19 protein-coding genes and 1 pseudogene are annotated in these 20,981 nt (G+C 64.8%); 15 read left to right on the top strand and 5 right to left on the bottom strand.

Going from position 1 to position 20,981, the window contains the following annotated elements; all coding sequences use genetic code 11:
* The first annotated feature begins 171 nt into the window (after positions 1 to 171).
* The 8 genes from infA to truA all read left to right on the top strand — a co-directional run bounded on the left by infA (position 172) and on the right by truA (position 5,163).
* Entirely contained in the window at positions 172 to 393 is a 222-nt protein-coding gene (gene infA, locus ACL02S_RS14615) for a translation initiation factor IF-1 (RefSeq protein ID WP_003418601.1), read from the top strand.
* Positions 394 to 538: 145 nt separating this feature from the next.
* Positions 539 to 652, top strand: a complete 114-nt coding sequence (rpmJ, locus tag ACL02S_RS14610; protein ID WP_025347279.1) for a 50S ribosomal protein L36 — start codon at positions 539 to 541, stop codon at positions 650 to 652.
* A gap of 254 nt (positions 653 to 906) precedes the next feature.
* Positions 907 to 1,278, top strand: coding sequence for a 30S ribosomal protein S13 (gene rpsM / locus ACL02S_RS14605; protein ID WP_412802949.1), 372 nt, complete (start codon positions 907 to 909; stop codon positions 1,276 to 1,278).
* 8 nt (positions 1,279 to 1,286) lie between these two features.
* Positions 1,287 to 1,700 carry a 30S ribosomal protein S11 gene (gene rpsK / locus ACL02S_RS14600; RefSeq protein ID WP_412802948.1) on the top strand — a complete coding sequence of 138 codons (414 nt, stop codon included), beginning with the start codon at positions 1,287 to 1,289 and terminating at the stop codon, positions 1,698 to 1,700.
* A gap of 20 nt (positions 1,701 to 1,720) precedes the next feature.
* Positions 1,721 to 2,326, top strand: coding sequence for a 30S ribosomal protein S4 (gene rpsD, locus ACL02S_RS14595; protein ID WP_412802947.1), 606 nt, complete (start codon positions 1,721 to 1,723; stop codon positions 2,324 to 2,326).
* 156 nt (positions 2,327 to 2,482) lie between these two features.
* Positions 2,483 to 3,541, top strand: a complete 1,059-nt coding sequence (locus tag ACL02S_RS14590) for a DNA-directed RNA polymerase subunit alpha (protein WP_412802946.1) — start codon at positions 2,483 to 2,485, stop codon at positions 3,539 to 3,541.
* Between the two features lie 125 nt (positions 3,542 to 3,666).
* Positions 3,667 to 4,173, top strand: coding sequence for a 50S ribosomal protein L17 (rplQ, locus tag ACL02S_RS14585; RefSeq protein ID WP_412802945.1), 507 nt, complete (start codon positions 3,667 to 3,669; stop codon positions 4,171 to 4,173).
* A 105-nt stretch (positions 4,174 to 4,278) separates the two neighbouring features.
* Positions 4,279 to 5,163: a tRNA pseudouridine(38-40) synthase TruA gene (truA, locus tag ACL02S_RS14580; protein ID WP_412803028.1), complete on the top strand. Its 885-nt coding sequence runs from the start codon at positions 4,279 to 4,281 to the stop codon at positions 5,161 to 5,163.
* Between the two features lie 50 nt (positions 5,164 to 5,213).
* Here the strand turns inward: truA and ACL02S_RS14575 are convergent, their stop codons facing one another.
* Entirely contained in the window at positions 5,214 to 5,669 is a 456-nt protein-coding gene (locus tag ACL02S_RS14575; RefSeq protein ID WP_412803027.1) for an Hsp20/alpha crystallin family protein, read from the bottom strand.
* A 183-nt stretch (positions 5,670 to 5,852) separates the two neighbouring features.
* Here ACL02S_RS14575 and ACL02S_RS14570 point away from each other — a divergent pair, with 183 nt between their 5' ends.
* On the top strand, positions 5,853 to 6,686 hold the full coding sequence (locus ACL02S_RS14570) for an LLM class F420-dependent oxidoreductase (RefSeq protein WP_412802944.1): 834 nt from the start codon (positions 5,853 to 5,855) through the stop codon (positions 6,684 to 6,686).
* A 150-nt stretch (positions 6,687 to 6,836) separates the two neighbouring features.
* Here the strand turns inward: ACL02S_RS14570 and ACL02S_RS14565 are convergent, their stop codons facing one another.
* Positions 6,837 to 7,160: a metal-sensitive transcriptional regulator gene (locus ACL02S_RS14565; protein WP_412802943.1), complete on the bottom strand. Its 324-nt coding sequence runs from the start codon at positions 7,158 to 7,160 to the stop codon at positions 6,837 to 6,839.
* Here ACL02S_RS14565 and ACL02S_RS14560 point away from each other — a divergent pair.
* The 3 genes and pseudogenes from ACL02S_RS14560 to ACL02S_RS14550 all read left to right on the top strand — a co-directional run bounded on the left by ACL02S_RS14560 (position 7,150) and on the right by ACL02S_RS14550 (position 9,014).
* Positions 7,150 to 7,468, top strand: a pseudogene (locus ACL02S_RS14560) (beta-ketoacyl synthase N-terminal-like domain-containing protein). The gene ACL02S_RS14565 and the pseudogene ACL02S_RS14560 sit on opposite strands and share 11 nt — an antisense overlap.
* A 60-nt stretch (positions 7,469 to 7,528) precedes the next feature.
* Positions 7,529 to 8,338 (top strand): S-methyl-5'-thioadenosine phosphorylase, encoded by an 810-nt coding sequence (locus ACL02S_RS14555; protein ID WP_412802942.1) that lies wholly within the window; start codon positions 7,529 to 7,531, stop codon positions 8,336 to 8,338.
* A 115-nt stretch (positions 8,339 to 8,453) separates the two neighbouring features.
* Positions 8,454 to 9,014 carry an NADPH-dependent FMN reductase gene (locus ACL02S_RS14550; RefSeq protein WP_412802941.1) on the top strand — a complete coding sequence of 187 codons (561 nt, stop codon included), beginning with the start codon at positions 8,454 to 8,456 and terminating at the stop codon, positions 9,012 to 9,014.
* 4 nt (positions 9,015 to 9,018) lie between these two features.
* Here the strand turns inward: ACL02S_RS14550 and eccE are convergent, their stop codons facing one another.
* On the bottom strand, positions 9,019 to 10,662 hold the full coding sequence (gene eccE / locus ACL02S_RS14545; protein ID WP_412802940.1) for a type VII secretion protein EccE: 1,644 nt from the start codon (positions 10,660 to 10,662) through the stop codon (positions 9,019 to 9,021).
* A 112-nt stretch (positions 10,663 to 10,774) separates the two neighbouring features.
* On the opposite strand from eccE, the gene eccB reads away from it, so the two are divergent.
* The gene (gene eccB / locus ACL02S_RS14540; RefSeq protein ID WP_412802939.1) at positions 10,775 to 12,262 is read left to right on the top strand and encodes a type VII secretion protein EccB; all 1,488 of its coding nucleotides are present in this window, start codon (positions 10,775 to 10,777) and stop codon (positions 12,260 to 12,262) included.
* A gap of 192 nt (positions 12,263 to 12,454) precedes the next feature.
* On the opposite strand, the gene mycP is transcribed toward eccB, so the two are convergent.
* Both mycP and eccD read right to left on the bottom strand, forming a co-directional pair.
* On the bottom strand, positions 12,455 to 13,846 hold the full coding sequence (gene mycP / locus ACL02S_RS14535; RefSeq protein WP_412802938.1) for a type VII secretion-associated serine protease mycosin: 1,392 nt from the start codon (positions 13,844 to 13,846) through the stop codon (positions 12,455 to 12,457).
* Between the two features lie 8 nt (positions 13,847 to 13,854).
* A complete protein-coding gene (eccD, locus tag ACL02S_RS14530; protein WP_412802937.1) occupies positions 13,855 to 15,321 on the bottom strand; it encodes a type VII secretion integral membrane protein EccD in 1,467 nt (488 codons plus the stop codon).
* A gap of 173 nt (positions 15,322 to 15,494) precedes the next feature.
* Here eccD and eccCa point away from each other — a divergent pair, with 173 nt between their 5' ends.
* A complete protein-coding gene (eccCa, locus tag ACL02S_RS14525; protein ID WP_412802936.1) occupies positions 15,495 to 19,529 on the top strand; it encodes a type VII secretion protein EccCa in 4,035 nt (1,344 codons plus the stop codon).
* Positions 19,529 to 20,977 carry a type VII secretion-associated protein gene (locus ACL02S_RS14520; protein ID WP_412802935.1) on the top strand — a complete coding sequence of 483 codons (1,449 nt, stop codon included), beginning with the start codon at positions 19,529 to 19,531 and terminating at the stop codon, positions 20,975 to 20,977. Before eccCa ends, ACL02S_RS14520 begins: the two co-directional genes overlap by 1 nt.
* The last annotated feature ends 4 nt before the right edge of the window (positions 20,978 to 20,981 follow it).

The raw sequence follows: 20,981 nt of genomic DNA, 5'->3' as shown, positions 1-20,981 counted from the left end.
CGAGCGGGTGGGGGTATTTTTGCCTGATCCGGGACCGATCGGTAAGCTGGAGCGGCGGTGCATCCATGCGCCGCCTGTTTGTGTGCGAGTGGCCTGTTCCGGCGGCCGGTCCACACGAACGGAAACCAGGCAAACAAACCAGGTTGAGTGTAAACCGGGATCGCGGAGGACATGGCGAAGAAAGACGGGGCCATCGAGGTCGAGGGTCGAGTTGTCGAACCGCTGCCCAATGCGATGTTCCGGATCGAGCTCGAGAACGGGCACAAGGTTCTCGCGCACATCAGCGGGAAGATGCGGCAGCATTACATTCGCATCCTTCCCGAGGATCGGGTCGTCGTCGAGCTCTCGCCCTACGACCTGTCACGTGGCCGGATCGTATACCGCTACAAGTGACCGCAGGTGCGGTCGGGTCGGCGGGAGCCGGCCGTCCCGGCGTAGGCCGGGACCGAGTCGAAAGACTCACCACAAAGCTTCCCCAGTCGCCGACTGGGGAAAAACTGTGTTCACACCCGTGTGAACCACAACAGATTGGACGGACGTGAAGGTTCAGCCGAGCGTCAAGAAGATCTGCGAGAAGTGCAAGGTGATCCGCCGTAACGGCCGGGTCATGGTGATCTGCGACAACCTGCGCCACAAGCAGCGCCAGGGCTGAGCGGAAGCTGGTGAGGTCTGGCGACCTCGCACCACCCGCCCGAGGCGTGCCGACGGCGCCGCTCGACGCGACACCAGCCAAGCACCGGACCGCAGTTCGGATTGGCAGAGAAGAACTCCCAGCACCAGCCGCACGCTGCGGTTTCAGGGTTCGCCCTAAGCGTGTGTGCCTACCGCCGGTTCGGAGGCCGGTGCCCCCCGCACGAGGGGGGACGGACGGGGAGCAGACCTCCGCAACGATAAGGAAACTGCCAGATGGCACGTCTCATGGGCGTCGATCTCCCGCGTGAAAAGCGCATGGAGATCGCGCTGACCTACATTTTCGGCATTGGCCGTACCCGCTCCAAGGAGATCCTGGAGGCCACCGGCGTCAGCCCGGACCTGCGTTCGAAGGATCTCAGCGACGACGATCTCACGAGGCTGCGCGATTACATCGAGGCCTCCGAGTTCAAGGTCGAGGGTGACCTGCGCCGCGAAGTGCAGGCCGATATTCGCCGCAAGATCGAGATCGGCTGCTACCAGGGTCTGCGTCACCGCCGTGGCCTGCCCGTACGTGGCCAGCGCACCAAGACCAACGCGCGCACCCGCAAGGGTCCGAAGCGCACTGTCGCCGGTAAGAAGAAGTAGGGATACCGATGCCTCCGAAGAGCAGGGCCACGGGCCCGAAGAAGACCCAGAAGTCGCGTCGCAGGGACAAGAAGAACGTTCCGCACGGCAACGCGCATATCAAGAGCACGTTCAACAACACGATCGTGTCGATCACCGACCCGAACGGCAATGTCATCTCCTGGGCATCGTCGGGTCACGTCGGCTTCAAGGGTTCGCGTAAGTCGACCCCGTTCGCCGCGCAGCTCGCCGCCGAGAACGCCGCTCGTAAGGCACAGGAACACGGTGTCAAGAAGGTCGACGTGTTCGTGAAGGGCCCGGGTTCGGGCCGTGAGACCGCGATCCGCTCGCTGCAGGCCGCCGGCCTCGAAGTGGGCACGATCTCCGATGTCACCCCGCAGCCGCACAACGGCTGCCGTCCGCCCAAGCGGCGTCGCGTCTAGCGGGAAAGGATCAGCGAACAATGGCTCGTTACACAGGCCCCATCACCCGCAAGTCGCGTCGTCTGCGTGTCGACCTCGTCGGAGGCGACCAGGCGTTCGAGCGTCGCCCCTACCCGCCCGGCCAGCATGGCCGCGCGCGGATCAAGGAGAGCGAGTACCTGCTCCAGCTGCAGGAGAAGCAGAAGGCTCGCTTCTCCTACGGCGTTATGGAGAAGCAGTTCCGCCGGTACTACGAAGAGGCCAATCGTCTCAAGGGCAAGACAGGTGACAACCTGCTCCGGCTGCTGGAGACCCGCCTCGACAACGTCGTCTACCGCGCCGGTCTGGCCCGTACGCGCAGGCAGGCCCGCCAGCTGGTCAGCCACGGCCACTTCTTGGTGAACAACAAGAAGGTCGACGTTCCCAGCTTCCAGGTCACCCAGTACGACATCATCGATGTCAAGGAGAAGTCGCTGAGCACGCTGCCGTTCCAGGTGGCGCGGGAGACCCACGGTGACCGCCCGGTGCCGGGTTGGCTGCAGGTGCTCCCCGGCAGGCTGCGGATTCTGGTGCACCAGTTGCCCGAGCGCGCCCAGATCGATGTGCCACTGCAGGAACAGCTGATCGTCGAGTACTACTCGAAGTAAGCACTGCGCGAAGTGCGCGGCACTGCGCCGCTGGTGCGTGGTCGTCTATCGTCGGCGATTGCTTGTCGGTCGTCGGCGGCGGTACTGCCGGACGGCCACGCACAACCCCTGAGACGAGGCGTCAAATAGCGGGCGCCCAAGAGGAGGATGATCCTAATGCTGATTTCACAGCGTCCGACGCTGGCCGAAGAGGTCATCGCCGAGAACCGCTCGAAGTTCACCATCGAACCACTCGAGCCGGGCTTCGGCTACACCCTCGGCAATTCGCTGCGGCGTACCTTGCTGTCCTCGATTCCGGGGGCCGCGGTCACGAGCATCCGCATCGATGGCGTCCTGCACGAGTTCACCACCGTTCCCGGGGTGAAGGAGGATGTCACCGACATCATCCTGAACCTCAAGAGCCTGGTCGTGTCCTCCGAGGAGGACGAGCCGGTCACGATGTACGTGCGTAAGCAGGGTCCGGGCACGGTCACCGCGGGTGACATCGTCCCGCCGAGCGGGGTTGTGGTGCACAACCCGGACATGCACATCGCGACCCTGAACGACAAGGGCAAGCTGGAGATCGAGCTCGTCGTCGAGCGTGGTCGCGGCTATGTCCCTGCCGTGCAGAACAAGGCGTCCGGCGCCGAAATCGGCCGGATCCCGGTGGACTCGATCTACTCGCCGGTACTGAAGGTGACCTACAAGGTCGAGGCGACGCGTGTCGAGCAGCGCACCGACTTCGATCGGCTCATCCTGGACGTGGAGACCAAGAACTCCATCAGCGCGCGGGATGCGCTCGCTTCGGCGGGTAAGACCCTGGTCGAGCTCTTCGGCCTGGCCCGTGAGCTGAACGTCGAAGCCGAAGGTATCGAGATCGGCCCCTCGCCGGCGGAGGCGGACCATATCGCCTCGTTCGGTCTGCCGATCGAGGATCTGGACCTCACCGTCCGGTCCTACAACTGCCTCAAGCGCGAAGGGGTGCATACGGTCGGCGAGCTGGTCGCCCGCACCGAGTCGGACCTGCTGGACATTCGTAACTTCGGCCAGAAGTCCATCGACGAGGTCAAGGTCAAGCTGCATACGCTCGGCCTCTCGCTGAAGGACAGCCCGGCCTCGTTCGATCCGTCCACTGTGGTCGGCTATGACGCGAGCACCGGAACGTGGACCGACAGCGGCACGTTCAGTGACACCGATGGCGGCGAGCAGGACTACGCCGAGACCGAACAACTCTAGGCCGCCGGGGTAGGCGCCCCGGCAGGTCGAACCGCGGCGCGAGCGATACCGCCCGCGAGCGGTAGCGGAGCGTGACCACGCCAGGGCCCCGGGAGCGGCGCCCGAAAACAAGGAGAACCACAACAATGCCCAAGCCCAAGAAGGGTGCCCGCTTCGGCGGGTCGGCGTCGCACCAGAAGGCGATTTTCGCCAACCTGGCCACGGCGCTCTTCGAGCACGGCCGGATCACCACCACCGAGGCCAAAGCCAAGGCCGTGCGTCCCTACGCGGAGAAGCTGATCACCAAGGCGAAGGGCGGCACTCTGGCCGACCGTCGCGAGGTGCTGAAGGTGATCCGCAACAAAGACGTCGTGCACGATCTCTTCGCGGAGATCGGCCCGTCGTTCGAGGGGCGCGAGGGTGGCTACACCCGCATCATCAAGACGCTGCCCCGCAAGGGTGACAACGCGCCGATGGCGATCATCGAGCTGGTCCGGGAGAAGACCGTGACCAATGAGGCCGATCGCGCCCGTCGTGTTGCCGCGTCGAAGAAGGCCGAGGAAGCCCCGGTCACCGAGGTCGCCGAGGAGAAGGCCGCCGAGGAGACCGTTGAGGTCGAGGACAAGGCTGCCGAGGACAAGAAGGACGCCTGACGCTTCGCGTCGGAGTTCGCGCACGAGCCCGTCACCCGCACCTGGGTGGCGGGCTCGTGCGTTTCGACAGGAATCATGGTGATCGTGGAGAAAACGGTGACATCGATGTCGGAGCGGCCGCACCGGGACGCGGATCACGCATCAGGGACAGCTCAGGTCGACGCGCCACGGACGCGCGTTCGCCTGGATATCTCCTACGACGGCACCGACTTCATCGGCTGGGCACGTCAGCCGGGGCTGCGCACCGTGCAGGGCGTACTGGAGGATGCGCTGAGCAAGGTGTTCCGTGAGCCGATCCAGCTGACGGTCGCAGGCCGCACCGACTCTGGTGTGCATGCCGAGGGTCAGGTCGCGCATTTCGATACGGCCGCGGAGCTGGATTCCGGCAAGCTGATCCACCGGATGGCGCGCTTCCTGCCGAAGGATGTGCGGATCAAAGACGCGCGAGCAGCCCCGCCCGAATTCGATGCCAGGTTCTCCGCCATCCGCCGCCACTACGCGTATCGGTTGACCACCGCACCGTACGGTGCCGAACCGTTGCTGGCCCGCAGCGTGGTCGCCTGCCGAGCCGATGTCGACGTCGAGGCCATGCGCACGGCTTCCCGAATGCTGTTGGGACTGCATGATTTCGCCGCGTTCTGTCGGCGTAGGGAGGGGGCGACGACGGTCAGGCAGCTGCAGCGGTTCGATTGGGTGCGCGATGACGATCTGCTGATCGCCTATGTCAGCGCCGACGCGTTCTGCTGGTCGATGGTCCGCAGTCTGGTGGGCGCGGTGCTCGCGGTCGGGGAGGGTAGACGCACACCGGAATGGGTCGGTGGGCTGCTGCATGCGACGCAACGATCCAGCGCGGTCACTGTCGCGCCGGCCAACGGTTTGAGCCTGATCGGTGTCGACTACCCCGCCGATGCGGAACTCGCCGCCCGCAATGCGCAGACACGTGAGCTGCGCACCATCCCGGCCGTAGGCCGGAATTGCTGCGGCGGCTGAGACAGGGACGAGCTACCCGCACCCGAGGACGGGTGCGAGTAGCAGGAAGGTCACTTCGATGATTGTCCCGGTTTCATTCCGATCTTCTTCGGTTCCTGAGACGATCCGGTGATCTCGATGCGGCGTGGCTTGGCGCGCTCCTCGATCGGGATCGTCACCGAGAGCACGCCATTGTTGTAGGTCGCGCTGATCTTGTCGGCCTCGACGTTGTCACCGAGGGACAGCTGACGCATGAACGTGCCTGCGAAGCGCTCCGAAGCCAGCCATTGGACGCCTTCCTCGCTGGACACAGTGCGCTGTGCGCGGAGGGTGAGCGTGCCGTTGTCGACGCTGACGTCGATCGAACCTGGGTCGACACCGGGCAGGTCTGCGTTCAGGACGTAGTGATCTCCCGCTTTGAACAGATCCATCGGCATGAATCGTGGTGCGCGAGCGGTTCCAGTGGCTTCACCGAGTAGTTGGCGGGCGACAGTGTCGATGTCATGGAATGGATCGAATCTGAGCACAGCGATCACCTCCATCTCCTCAGCGATGACGTCCGCCACGGCGGCGGGCGCCGTTAGCTGTGCACTGGTCACGGTAGCTCGCTGCGGATAGGAGGGCTTAGACCTGCCGGGTCCAAGTCGCTGAGGTTTGCCGAATAGACATATATCGGAAATAGATACATAAGGGCTTGGGTTGGCACGAGCATGACATTCGACAGTCTCGGACGATTCGGTGTGTGGCGGGCGTACAACGGGTTCAGTCCGGAGGACGCACGAGAGTTGGAGGCGCTTGGATACCGAGCGCTGTGGTTGGGCGGTTCTCCGCCCGCTGAGCTGGGAATGGTCGAACCGCTACTGGCGGCAACCGAAACGATCACCGTAGCCACCAGCATCGTGAACATCTGGTCCGCGCGAGCGAAGGAGGTGGCCGACTCGTTCCATCGGATCGAAGCGCGCTTCCCCGGACGTTTCCTGCTCGGTATCGGTGCCGGGCATCCCGAACACACCGGCGAATACCGCAAGCCTTATGACGCCCTGGTCGAGTATCTCGACGAACTCGACGCCGCGGGGGTACCTGTCGAGCGGCGCGCGCTGGCTGCCCTCGGCCCGCGGGTGTTGCGGCTGGCCGCTGAACGGTCTGCGGGTGCGTTGCCGTATTTCGTGCCGTCGGCGCACACCGCGGAGGCACGTAAGATCATCGGCCCTGACGCGCTGCTGGCGACCGAGCACAAGGTGGTGCTGACCGACGATGCCGGGACGGCGCATACCATCGCCGACGGTACTGCCGCGTTCTATCTCGGTTTGACCAACTATGTGTCGAATCTGCGTCGAATCGGCTTCACCGATGCCGATTTCACCACCCCACCCAGTGACCGGCTGTTCGACGCGCTCATCGCCCACGGTACGCCGGAACAGAGTGTGGCCCGGCTGGTGGAGCATCTGGACGCGGGGGCAGACCATATCGCGGTGCAGGCGCTCGACGACAATTACCTCGCGGTATTGCGCATGCTCGCCCCGCTGCTCAGTGCGCGGTCCTGACCGTGATGATTAGATCCGGACCGCCGTAGTTTCCGAGGTTTCGCGAAATTCCGGTTACGGAGGGGCCCGTCCTGCGGCGGCACCGAGGGCACTGTCGGTAGCGGTACGGTGACCAGGGTTGTTCGTCCAGGGCGGTGCGTTCCATCTGAATCAGGAACGGACCAGGCGGGCGATGGCGTCGGTCGCTTCCTTGATCTTGGCCTCGGCTGCTGGGCCGCCCGTGACCGCCGCATCCACGACACAGTGACTGATGTGGTCCTCCAGTAGGCCCATCGCCACTGCTTGCAAGGCCTTGGTCATGGCGGAGACCTGGGTGAGGATATCGATGCAGTACTTTTCCTCTTCGACCATCCGTTGCAGGCCGCGTGCCTGTCCCTCGATACGGCGTAGCCGCTTGAGATAGTCGTCTTTGGCAGTGATGTACCCGTGTGTGGCATGCTCGGGTACCGCATGGTTATGAGGGATGGTTGTCACCAGCGTCTCCTCGCTGTCTGCCGATACACGGACGATAAATACCCCCCTAGGGTACACTTTCCGGCTCTGCTTGTCAGGCGAGGCGGCAGCGATGGATTCGCAGCGACGGCTGGTGCTCGAAGTGGCGTGGGAGGCGTTCGACGGCGCCGGCGTCATACACGATGATCGCCAGCAGGCTGGCGTATGCACTGAACCTGGTGGGGCCTGCGATCACGGTAGACATCGCGTGCTCGTCATCTTTGGTCACATTGCACCTGGCATGTCAGGGTATCGAGAACGGTGACTGTGGTATGGCTGGGGCGGGGTGACAGTGTTTTCGGGCAGAGGCGTTCGTGTCCATGGGTAAGGGGGTAGGGGACAATCGGGGTATGAGTGCGCATCCACGACCAGCGTTGGCAGTCATCGGCGGCACCGGGTTCTACGATTTTTTCGATGACGAGGTAACCACCATCGAGGTCGATACGCCTTATGGCACGCCGAGCGCCGCCATTACGGTCGGGGAGGTGGAAGGCAGAACGGTGGCTTTTCTGCCGAGGCACGGTAAGAACCACGAATTCGCACCGCATACTGCGCCGTATCAGGCCAACGTGTGGGCGCTGCGCGCACTTGGCGTGCGTCGGATCTTCGCGCCGTGCGCGGTCGGCAGTTTACGTGCGGACTGGGGGCCAGGGACGGTCGTGGTCCCGCATCAGCTGGTCGACCGGACCTCCGGTCGGACGCAGACCTATTTCGACGGCGGCGGTATCCATCTGTCCTTCGCCGACCCGTACTGCGGCGAGCTGCGCGCTGTCGCGGCCAAAGCCGAGTCCGACGCGTTGCGCGTAGTGCATGAGGCGACCATGGTAGTGATCCAGGGACCGCGCTTCTCCACTCGCGCTGAAAGCCAGTGGTATGCCGCGCAGGGCTGGGATCTGGTGAACATGACCGGCCATCCGGAGGCTGTGCTCGCCAAGGAACTCGAAATGTGCTATGCCGCTGTCGCTTTGGTCACCGATCTGGATGCGGGGCTGGCGGAAGGCGACGGGGTGCGCGCTGTCGACGTCTTCGCCGAGTTCAAGCGGAATCTGGTGCCGTTCAAAGAGCTCATCCGCCGGATGGTGGCCGCGGTGGACAGCACCGATACCTGTGCGGGGTGCCGCGTCCACGCGGGAGTGTCGCTGCCGATCGAACTGCCATGAGGAGCTGAACTCGGCGGGCGGATGCGGCGTACTCCCGGCCCGGGGCCGTTGCGGGCCGAGCGGGGATGACGGCTGCCGTGATTCCCTCGGCTCGGCGGTGGCTTATGCTCGCGCCGTGGACACCCCGTTGCGACTGGAAGTCATTGTGGCGAGTGTGCGTCCGGAGCGGTTCGCGCCGGTGGTCGCCGACTGGTTCCTGCGTGTTATGCGCAACTACCCCGAATTCGATACCGGCGTCATCGATCTCGCGCATACTCCGTTGCCTGTCGAACTCGTCGAGACCGAGCAGACCGCGGCCTACCGTGCTCGTCTGCGTGCCGCCGACGCTTTTGTCGTCATCACCTCCGAGTACAACCACGGCTATCCGGCATCGGTGAAGACCGCCTTCGACACCGCCAAACACGAATGGCGGGCCAAGCCGGTCGCTTTCGTCTCCTATGGCGGACTCTCCGGCGGTTTGCGCGCGGTGGAGCAGTTGCGTCAGGTCGTCGCCGAGGTCCATATGGTCTCCGTGCGGGAGACAGTCAGCTTCCACCAGGCCAAGAAGCGGTTCGACAAGGAGGGTGACACCAGCGACGGCGCCGCGATCGATGCCGCGCACCGGATGGTGCGTCAATTGGCCTGGTGGGCGCGGACCCTACGCACCGCGAGGGCAGCTGACCCGTATCCTGGCTAGCCCGTTATCGATGTGCCATGGCGTGGCGGCCGCGTGGCTGACCGATATAGGTGGCTTCCCGCGGGATGGACACCAGAGTCAGATTCACCTGCGCGGTGCCGGTGCGCAGTACAACGTGGTTGCCGACCGCGCCAGGCTGGTGGATGGCCAGATCAGGGCGGGCGGCGGGCAAGCTCCTCGGATCACCCGTCAGGTAGATGGTGGTGACACCAGCGTGCGGGGCGGGCGCGGGCACTCCATCGACCACCGCCGCGGTGAACTCCGCATCGGACTGATGGGTTTCGACCGCGATGGTCAGCCGTTCCGGATTGCCGATCGTGGTGACCAGATTCTCCCATGCGTGCGGCCGGTCGGTGCGGATCAGGATCCGTTCACCGACCGCGAGCGCGCGGAACACCAGTTGCTGTGCCAGATACAACTCGCCCGCGACATACACCGTCGAGATGCCCGCGCCGACGATACGGACCGCGACGCCATTGCCTTCGTCGTCCGAGCCGATCAGTTGACCGCAACCGGAGGAGGGCAGGTGTAGGTGGTCGATCACATCGATGGGGTACTCGAGCATCGGGGCCGTATCGTCCAGATCGGGTACGGCGATCGGCAGATGTGTGAGCAGGCCGTCGCGGTGGCGTCCGTTCATCGAGACCATGCCCCGCAGTGTGGATCGTTCCGGCAGTTCCCGCGCGGTCAGCCGCCATGCGGCACCGATGGTGACCGATTCGGCTGAATTGCCCGGCCGCAGCCGTACCGCCACGGTGGTACCGCGGGAAGGTGCTACCCACAGCTGGGCGAGTAACTCGGAGCTGAGCCGTTTGGGATCGATCGCGCTGCCGATGTTCACACTGTTGCCGATTTCGGCATAGCGCCAGCGCTGCCCGAGGGTGCGTGGATCGTAACCGCCGGTGATCTGCAGGACGGCCTTGCGGATCTCGGGCGCGGTCAGAACGCGGGCATTGCAGTCGGCGTCCTCCAGCGCGCGCATGATGCGCTGGGTGGCGATGGTGACCGCACGCGAGGCGCCTTCGGCTCCGCCACCGCGCCGGGCCGCGGCTTCCGGGCAGGCTACCGCGTCGAAGCTGATCGCAAGCCATACCGTGCGGTGTGCGGTGGCAGGCAGTGGACCGAGCAGCGATTCGTAGATCGGACCTGCCGGCGTACCGGAGCGGCTGCGGTGCCCGTGGCTGATGATGTCGATTCCGCTGAGCAGAATGTCATGTTGATTCAGGCATTTCGCCAGCTCCGGCAGTGGAAGCAGATGTGAGGCGTACACCGTCGTGCGGGCGATCCTGGTCAGGCCACCGGGCGGAGGCAGGACTTCGACCACCGTCACTACGCGGCTGCCATCCCGGTACAGACCGAGCGAGCGTCCGTCCACGCCGCGGAAATCGACGGTATCGCCGATCTCGTAGGTTCGCTGGGTGAGGTAGCGCCACCACGTGGTGATCCAGTCCAGCAGTGTGCGTTTGGCGATCGGGATGAGCGGGAGCGCGGCAGCCACCACCGCCACACCGAGCGCGGGCAGCCCCGCGAGACCGGTCAGCAATGCGATCATCCCGGCGATCAGCCCGATGAACTGGGCGATCAGCAAGTTCCGCATCGAGATACGACCGAATAACGGTTGTGTTCCCGCGCCGGCCGGTTGCGCCATCGTCGTCCCCCAAATACCCGGTGCCGGCCGGTTCGCAGTGGCCGAGCTGAACAACAGTCCTCGGGAACTGTACTGTGTTCGGCGAACGCGAGCACTGTTCGGGGGAGGAATAATGCCTTCAAAGCCCACCACGCGCTGGCAGGTGAGCGGCTACCGCTTTCTGGTCCGGCGGATGGAGCACGCACTGGTACGCCGAGATGTGCGTATGCTGCACGACCCCATGCGCTCTCAGTCTCGCGCGTACGCGGTCGGCCTGGTTCTTGCCTGTGTCGTATTGGCCGGTTGCGGTGTGCTCGCGTTGTTGAAGCCACAGGACAAGATCGGTAGCAACACGATCTTGATCGGCAAGGATTCCGGTGCGGTCTATGTGGTGCTCGGCAATGTGGTGCATCCGGCCCTCAACCTGGCCTCGGCCCGCCTCGCCGCTGGGCAGCCCGCCACGCCCGCGATCGTGAAGGAATCCGAGTTGAGCACGCGGGCGCGCGGCCCACTGATCGGCATTCCCGGCGCTCCGGGTTCCCTGCACTTCGGCAAGGAGGGCAAGGGACGTACCTGGACGGTGTGCGATTCGCTGAAAACCGATGGCAGCGACGACCGCAGCACCGCCGTGCTGATCGGCGACCTGGAACTCGGCGAAAAGGCTTCCGCGATGGGGAAGGACAAAGCGCTGCTGGTCGCCGGGAAGGACGCGACTTATCTGGTATGGAACAACACCCGCGCTCGTGTCGATATGAACGATCCCGCCGTCACCGTCCCGTTGCGGATCCGAGGGATGACCCCGCGGCCGATCAGTGAGGGGTTGCTGAACGCTATTCCTGAGGTGCACCGGATCGAGCCACCGAAGATCACCGATCCCGGTGGTACGCCCAGCGGCTATTCGATCAACGGACTGAAGAACGGCACAGTTGTCCAGGTCTCCGGCAAGGACGGGCAGAATCTCGTCATCCTGCACGATGGACTGCAACCCATCAGCCCATTCACCGCAGATGTCATCCGCAGCTCGCAGCGAAACCCGGATCATGGCACGGTGATCAGCGATGCCGACTATGCCCAGGTGCAGCCGTCGAGGGCGCTGAAGGTCGACACTTATCCGGAAACCGCGCCTGAGATCGTCCAATCCAAGGCCAGGCCGGTGAGTTGCCTTTCGTGGCAGCCGATCTCCGGTGCCGCGAACAACGCCGATGTCGCCGTGCGCGCCGAACTGTCGGTGATCGATGGCAGCGACCTGCCGATGGCCGACAGCGCCAGATTGGTTCCGCTGGCACAGGCGGACGGTAGAGGCGACAATGTCGACTCGGTGTACTTCCGGCCAGGCTCGGGCGCTTTCGTTCAGACCACAGGCATAGAACCGGATAGCAGGCGCAAGGACGGCATGTTCTATATCGCCGATACCGGCGTCCGCTTCGGCATCAAAAACGAAGAGGCCGCGAAAGCGCTCGGCATGCATCGGGAAGCGGATGTCACGCCGGAACCGGCACCGTGGCCGATCGTGGGCTTGCTCGCCAGTGGTCCCTCGCTCAGCCGTGAGGCCGCCATGGTCGCCCATGACGGTATCGCCCCTGACGACGCCCCCGCCGCGCAGCCGGTCGCGGCGAATTGACGCGATTCCGTCAACGGCATGCCATTCGGGTGATCGGAAACGTTGGGCATCTCCTCACGGTTTCGGGACGGGGCGTCCATCACCCTCGTACCGAAACATCGTCAACCGGGTACTCGACGGCACCGAATCAGTGCGAGGGCGCATCGTGAGGTTTGTCCGTCGAACAGAATCCGCGATGGGTTCGGGGAATACTCACTCGTCCTCGCGGACACCCAATCGTCGCCGGATCGGGAACGAGGCGAGATAGCCGAGGAGCAGCAGCGCGCCGATCGAGCCACTGCCGATCAGTGCGACATCCCTGGCGGTATTGTCCGGTGGTGGCGGTGGCAGGGGCACCGCGAGTTGCGTGTTCTTCGGCGCGCTCGGGCGTTTCGGCGGCAGTTCGTCGGGAACCTCGTTGGTCAGTGCGGCCACCGGGTCGACGGCGCCGTAGCCGAGGTAGGGATTCCATCCTTCGGCCGGTGCGTGCGCCGTGGCCTGGATACGCTTGATCACTTCCCGCGCGCTGAGCTCAGGGAATCGCGCACGCACCAGGGCGGCCACGCCGGAGACGTACGGTGCGGCGAAACTGGTGCCCTGCAAAGTATCCACTTTGCCCTGCCGCGGGTCGACGACTCCGTTGGAGGTACCCGAACCGTGTGCTTCCAGCGAGACGATGTTCTCCCCGGGCGCCGCGACGCCCAACCACGGGCCAGGCACGGTGAACTCCGACGGTTGGCCGTTCGCGTCGATCGATCCGACGCTGAGGACATAATCGTCGTAACGCGCGGGTGTGACGTTCGTGTGGAGGTTGTCCCAGAGATCGCGACCGGGTTTGGTCGGGTCGATATCGGGGTTGCCGTTCTGGCAATTGTCCTTCTTGTTCCCAGCCGCGGCCACGATGACCACATCACGTTCCAACGCGGCGTAACGCACCGCGGCGCCGAGCCTGCGATCGGCGGGATTATGAGAACCAGGGGTGCAGAGAACTATAGAAATGTTGATCACGGAGGCGCCGAGGTCGGCCGCGCGGCGCACCGCGGAAGCCAGCGCATCGATATTGCCGTAGCCGTCCGGCGGATCCTCCGGCCGCTTCTGCGCCTGTGCTCCTGCCCGCTGGTATCTGCCGCTGGTCTGCCGGATCGTCATGATTCGCGCTTCCGGCGCGACGCCGGAGAACCCTTGGTCGCTCACCGGTTTCGCGCCGATGATGCCTGCGACCACGGTGCCGTGCGCGTCGCAGTCCTCGGTGCCGTCCCCGCCGGCTGCCACATAATCGCCTGCGGGCTGCAGATCGGGCAGGCGAGGATGCGGGGAGACCCCGGTATCGATAACGGCGACGAGTTGTCCTTCACCCCGGGAGAATTCCCAGGCACGGGGCAAATTCAGGGACTGCTGCGCCGGCGGGACGGTCGGGCCGCCACCACCGGACTGGGCGCGCAGACACGGCGCGTTGCTCTGGTGTTCGGTAGGTTCCGGCGGTACCGCGGGGTCACCGGGCGGTAGCAGACCCGGATCGATCGGTGGTGGCCGATCGGCATAGGCGGCCCCCTGCCCCAGCGCGGCACTCATACCGAGCACCACAGCTGCCGCCGTGATCCGCATGCTCCGGTTCACAGTCCGCGTACCAGGGAGTAGAGCTCGGTGATCCAGAACACCAGGGGCAGTACGGCGGCGACGAACGCGTATTCGAGCAGTTCCACGCCACGCCGCATCGGTGGGGTGGCCGATTGGTTCGGGATGATGATGCCAAGGATCAACGCCGTGATCAGCGCGAGCATCGCCGCGCCGAAGACAAGCAGCGGCTGGTTCATCGCGAAACCGGCCCCGACCAACATGATCAGCATGATCGCCGAACCGCCCGCGATGAGCACCACGGCCTGTTCCGCACCCGCATAGGTGCGGCTGCGGAACATCAACACCACTGCGCAGACCAGTGCGAGCGCGATGCCCTGCCAGTACGGATCATCGGTGGTCGGGTCGGTGGCTGCCAGCGCGCCTACCGCGGTGACCAGCGTGGTCGCGGTAACCAAACCGGCGAGATACATCCGAGCGCGTTCGGCTTTCGCCCGCAACGCTTCCATGGTCGGCAGTGCGCGGTGGTCGTCGGGATCATCCTCGGTCGGGTCGATCGGGGTACCCGGCGAAGGAACCGGCGGCAGCGGCAGTTTCGCGAGCAGCATCGATATCCGTGGTGCCAAGGCGAGTCCGGCGAGCCCGAGTGCCGCGGCGCCCGCCCCGATCACGCGCCCCGGCCGCTCGGTGAGCAGACCGATCAGCGCCGCGGGCACCGCGTACATCGCGAGCGTGGCCGCGCCGATGAACAGCGCGAGCCCGACACCGGTGACCCGCCAGGCCAGGATCGCCGTCGCGCCCGCCATGGCCGAACCGAGCAGAAGATGCGCCCAGCCATAGTGTTCCGGTACGTAGAGCATGCCTGCGGTGAACGCGGCAGGCAGTGCGCAGCCGCCGAGTACCAGCGCGGTTCCGGTGTCGCCGTACATCCGGCTCAGCACCATCGCCGCGACGACGAGCAGGATCGTGACAGCCAGAGCGACCGACCCACCCACTCCGATGGGTAGCGCGCTCGGCGACAGCAGCAGGCCGAGGCAACCGACGAGCATGGTGACCGCGGCGAGTACCGAACCGGTGATCCGCGCCACGCGTGGCGTCCAGTTGCGATAGTGTTCGGCATCGGCGATCGCGACATTGTGCATGATGTCGTCGAACAGGGGCGTCGGTGCGGCGTTCGAGGCGCTTTCCAGCATCAGTAGTTCACCATCGCGCACACTGTGCTCGCCGAGGCTGAGCGAATTGGACAACGGCGGCTGGCCGATCCTGGCGAGCACCCATTCCGCGGGTTCGAAGCGTTCGCCTTCGTTGTCGAAATCGTTGGTACGGCTGTGCTGAGCAACCATATCGACAACGCTGGGAATCACCAGTGCTACCGGCACATCCACTGGTATGGCCATGTCGACCTGGGTGTGCTTGGCCAGGATCGTCACCCGGGCGAGATCTGGAGCGCGGACGATCCCGCGCGCGGATTCTGCGTCGATGTGGTCAAGTCGCGCGTGCGTCAAGCTTCCCCCAACTCGGTCTTCCAGCTCGTGATTCCGCGGCCCCGTCGGCCGGGGGGCGAGCTTGCGAACCCACGGTTCGGGCAGCAGAATGCTGGTCGAACTGTACGACATGTCGGCTGTGCCCTCTACACTGAGCCCGGATCACAGCTTGCCGAAGGGGGATTCTCGGTCGAATGAGCACCGTCCGCTTTCAGCGCCGTGCGCGCCGTGAGATGCCTCGTTCGCCCGGCGGCGAGGTCACCCTGCAGCCGCCGCCCGAAATCCCCCGGGTGACACCGGGAAATCTGCTGATGAAGCTGATGCCGGTCGTGATGGTTGTCGGTATGGTCGGCATGATGGCCTTGATGTTCACGCAAGGCGGTGGCATCGCGAAGAACCCGATGGCCATGATGTTCCCGCTGATGATGGTGTTCTCCATGGTCGGTATGTTCGCCGGTCAGGGCGGAGGCAAGGGGCAGAAGGCCGCGGAGGCCAACGAGGATCGCAAGGACTACCTGCGTTACCTCGACCAGGTCCGCAAGGACGTCGACGAGACCGCGAGCCAGCAGCGCTCATCCGTCGAGTGGAGTCATCCGGAACCGGGACTGGTCTGGATGCTCGCCGGGACCAGCCGCATGTGGGAACGTCGCGCGGGCGACAAGGACTTCTGCCACGCCCGTATCGGCGTCGGCGGTCAGCGGCTGGCCACCAGACTGGTCGCCCCGGAAACCGGCCCGGTCGAGGAGCTGGAGCCGATCGCCGCGGTCTCATTACGCCGTTTCGTACGCGCCCATTCGACCGTGCCCGATCTGCCGACCGCGATCGCGATCAAGGGTTTCGCCACGATCGCGCTGGACGGCGACCGTGGCGATGCGCGGGATATGACGCGCGCGATGCTGGTGCAGCTGTGCATGTTCCAGGCCCCGGACCAAGTGCTCGTCGCCGTGGTCTGCGGACCGGATACGGCAAGGGAGTGGGAGTGGACGAAGTGGCTGCCGCATACCCAGCATCCCGATGTGCAGGACGGCATTGGTACCCAGCGCATGTTCTACGGCTCGATCCGGGAAGCCATGGCCGGACTGCAGCCGCTGCTCGGCAACCGGGTCAGGTACTCACGTAACCAACCCGCCAACCCCAATATGGTGCATATCGTCATCGTGGTCGACGGCGGCCTGCTCGAGGCGGAGGACGACCAGTTGCGGGAATCCGGTTATGAGGGCGTCACCCTGCTCGACCTCTGTGGTTACGCGCCGCGCCTGGCTGGATCTCGTGGCATCAAGCTGATCGTGGAAGGCGGCGAATGCGTCGGCCGCGGCGCGACAGGCAATCAGGAGCGTTTCGCGCTGATCGACCGGATCAGCCCCCAACAGGCCCAGCAGGCGGCGCGCAGGCTCGCGCCCTACCGGGCCGCGACCCAGCGCAGCAGCGATGCGGATACCGCTGACTCCGAGGTGATCTCGACCTGGAGCCAGCTGATGAACCTCGGTGATATCGGCGCCTTCAATCCCGAACACGCCTGGCGGCCGCGATACGGCCGGGAGCGGCTGCGTGTTCCGTTCGGCGTCGGTGCCGACGGCCTGCCGGTGGAGCTGGATATCAAGGAGGCCGCCGAGAACGGTATGGGCCCCCACGGTCTCTGCATCGGCGCCACCGGTTCCGGTAAGTCGGAGTTTCTGCGCACTCTGGTGCTCAGCCTGCTCGCCACCCACTCGCCGGATCAGCTGAACCTGGTACTCGTCGACTTCAAGGGCGGCGCGACATTTCTCGGGCTGGACGGTGTGCCGCACGTCGCCGCCGTCATCACCAACCTGGAAGAAGAGGCCGACCTGGTCTCCCGTATGAGAGACGCTTTGGCAGGCGAGATGAACCGCCGCCAGGAAGTGCTGCGAGCGGCGGGTAATTTCGCCAATGTCTCCGATTATGAGAAGGCCAGAGCCTCTGGCGCCGATCTGGATCCGCTACCAGCCCTGTTCGTCGTGCTCGACGAGTTCTCCGAACTACTCACCCAGCATCCGGATTTCGCGGAACTATTCGTTATGATCGGCCGCCTCGGCCGCTCGCTGCACGTGCATCTCCTGCTCGCCTCGCAGCGCCTGGAGGAGGGCAAGCTCAAGGGTCTGGAGTCGCACCTGTCCTACCGGATCGGTCTGAAAACATTCTCCGCCAATGAGTCACGACAGGTGCTCGGCGTCCCGGATGCCTACAATCTGCCGAACGTTCCCGGCGGCGGTTATCTGAAGGCGGATTCCGGCGAGATCCAGCGCTTCCAGGCCTCCTACGTCTCCGGCCCATATGTCGGCGGTGGCTCACAGCGCGATGTCACCGTCGCCAGTCAGGCCGGCGAGATCGACGTCAAGGTGCGGCCGTTCACCGCCGCGCACGTCGACTTCCGGGAGGTGGACCGGGTGCCGCTGCCACCGGAGCCGAGCTCGGAGCCCGAGCAGCAGGACGAGGACGGCGAGCAGCTGTCCAATCTGAACATGCTGGTCTCCCGGATCCAGGGTCATGGCCGTCCGGCCCATGAGATCTGGTTGCCGCCGCTGGACGAGGCACCCACACTCGAACAGCTCATCCCGCGCTCCGTCCTCACCGGCGAGTACTCGGCGGTGGCGACATTGCGCGCCCCGATCGGCATCGTCGACCGCCCTTACGATCAGCGTCGCGACTCGATGATCATCGACTTGTCCGGTGCTCGCGGCAACGTCGCCATCGTCGGTGGCCCACAGTCCGGTAAATCGACCGCGTTGCGCACCCTGATCATGGCGATGTCCATGACCCACACCGCCGAACAAGTGCAGTTCTATTGCCTCGACTTCGGTGGCGGTACCTTGGCGAGCCTGCAGGGGTTGCCGCACGTCGGCTCGGTCGCTGGCCGGCTGGACGAGGACCAGGTCCGGCGCACCATCGCCGAGATGACCACGATCGTGCGCCACCGGGAGGCCCGCTTCCGCCAGCTCGGCATCGAATCGATGACCGAGTTCCGCAGGCTGCGCTCGATGGACCCGGCAAGCAGCCCGTCCGCCGCGGGCGCGCATGAGGATCCGTTCGGCGATGTGTTCCTGGTCATCGACGGCTTCGGCTCGATCCGCCAGGACTTCGAGATGCTCGAACAGACCATCATGAACCTCGCGGTGCAGGGCTTGTCCTATGGTGTGCACGTGGTCATCGCACTGGCCCGCTGGGCCGAGGCGCGGCCCGCGCTCAAGGACCAGATCGGCACCAGGATCGAACTGCGCCTCGGTGATCCGATGGACTCCGACCTCGGCCGCAAATTCGCCTCGCTGGTTCCGCAGGGCAGGCCCGGTCGCGGTATGACCCCGGAATGCCTGCATATGCTGACCGGCCTACCGCGTATCGATGGCAGCGCCGATCAGGACAACCTGGGTCAAGCGGTCGCCGACGCGGTCGCCACCATCGCCAGGATGACTCCGGGCCGCCCCGCGCCGCAGGTTCGTATGCTGCCCGATCAGCTTCCCCGCGAGCAGTTGCTGCACCTGGCGGGGGACTGGCCGTCGCGGCTCGACCCGAGCACCAAGTGCCTGCGTATCCCGTTCGCCATCAACGAGTCCGAGCTGGCACCGGTCTACATCGACTTCGCCGAGAGCCCGCACTTCCTCATCATCGGCGATACCGAATCGGGTAAGACGACCCTGCTGCGTTCTCTGATCGAGGGGATCGCCGCGTCCAATACCCCTGATCAGGCCCGTTTCATCCTCGGTGATTACCGCCGGACCATGCTCGGGCTGGTCCCCGAGGGGTACCTCGCCGGTTACGGCTCCACAGGGCCGCAGTTCACCCAGAACATGAACGATCTGGCCGGTTACGTCGCCAAGCGAACCCCTGGGCCGGATGTCACGCCTCAGCAGCTGCGCGAGCGCTCTTGGTGGAGTGGCCCGGAACTGTATGTGGTCATCGATGACTACGATTTGGTCGCCACCTCTTCGGGCAATCCGGTCCAGGCATTGCTGGAGCATCTGCCGCATGCCCGCGACCTCGGGTTCCACCTGATCATCGCCCGTCGCTCGGGTGGTGCCAGCCGCGCGATCTACGAGCCCGTCTTGGGCAAGATGAAGGACCTCAGCTCCGCAGGCTTGATCATGAGCTGCAGCCGTGACGAGGGGGTGCTGATGGGCACTACACGTCCGAGCCTCATGCCGCCGGGGCGTGGTACCTACGTAACCCGTAATACTGAAGGTTTGGTGCAGACGGCCTGGATGCCCTCACCTTGATGTCCGCCGTCGAGCTGGTTGTCACCGAGACGCGCCTCTGGGCACGCGGGGCAACCACGCATTGGGACATGCCGCCTTCTATCACTGTGGGCACCGAAGACTCCGGCTTCTTCATCGGGCAGTCGCTCATGCCGCCTGCCAAGGCGAGTTCGGTGGTTCAGTTCCTCGGCGCCGATGCGATCGCGCTGTCGCCGAGGGCTCCATCGGTAGTCGATGCGATGAGCGCTGTTTTCGCCGAAGTTCTGGAAAATCTCGGCACAGCCCTCCCGTGTGAGCGATTCGTTCTGATCTGTCCGACCGGGTGGGGTTCGTCGCGTCGTTCGGTACTGGAACAGGCGGCATACCGGGGAGCGGCCACCGTAGTCTTCGAAGACATCGCGGTCAGGTCTGTTGTGGCAGATGCGGGCACCAGCCACAGCCATCGAACCCTGGTGCTCGAGTTCGACGCGCTCAGCACTACGGTGTCGACGGTTATCCGCAGCCATCGCGGTGTGCACATCGAATCATGTGAACATGAACCGATTCTCGCGCTTACCGAGGCGGTACCGGGATCACCTGGTTTCGATGAATTGTGTGCACTGATCACTCGACTGCTGGGTGGACGGTCTATCGATCTCGTCCAGGTCGCCGGAGTCCCGGAGCCGGGAATGCTCGACTCCGTGGATGAGGCTGTACAGCAAGCCGTCGGGAAGACCGTGGAAATCCGCTCGATCGCAGGTTACGACCTGATTCGTGGTGGTGACCCGGTGCCGAATCAGCCGCGGGGTATCGCATCGAATCAACCGCAGATCGAATGGACGCAGTCATTGCGTGAACACGCGGCTGCTCAACAGCCGGGTCGTAGTGCGAGAAGCTATGCGGTGGCTATGATTGCAGCGATAACCGCTGTCGCCGTTATCGCTGTGACTGCTGTTCTGCTGAACCGTCCTGGTGATACCGCAGCTCCGGTGTCGGCGCCGATGGTCTCGGTGAAGTCCGAACCTACCGGGAACGCATCTCCACCGAACTCCAGTGTGCCGGTGACGCCAGAGGTGTTCGGTCGCATCATCTTCCAGGTTCCTGACAACTGGCGCATTGCCTCGGCTCTCCAGAATGGTAAGCCTCGGATCGATCTGGTTCCGGAAGGCGATCTCCGTCAACGCATCACTGTTATGCAGACCCCGCTTGCTGTGGGTTCCGGCTACGAACAGGTGGTCGCGAACCTCGAGACCCAGATGGCGCAACGAGCGGATGGGGTGCTGAGTGATTTGCGCCGGGACGTGGACTTCGGTGGCAGGCCGGGCTTGGCCTACCTGGAACGCCCCGGCGACGGATCAACTGTCCGCTGGCACGTCGTGGTAGAGAACGATATGCAGGTCAGTATCGGTTGCCAGTATCTCGGCGACGGTTGGCAGGACTTGTCGAGTACGTGTGAGGTGTTCGCACGTTCGGTGCGCGTGATTCCGTAATGCG

The organism is Nocardia spongicola (genome assembly GCF_047200775.1).
Taxonomy (GTDB): Bacteria; Actinomycetota; Actinomycetes; order Mycobacteriales; family Mycobacteriaceae; genus Nocardia.
This window is presented reverse-complemented; position numbering and strand designations above follow the sequence as displayed.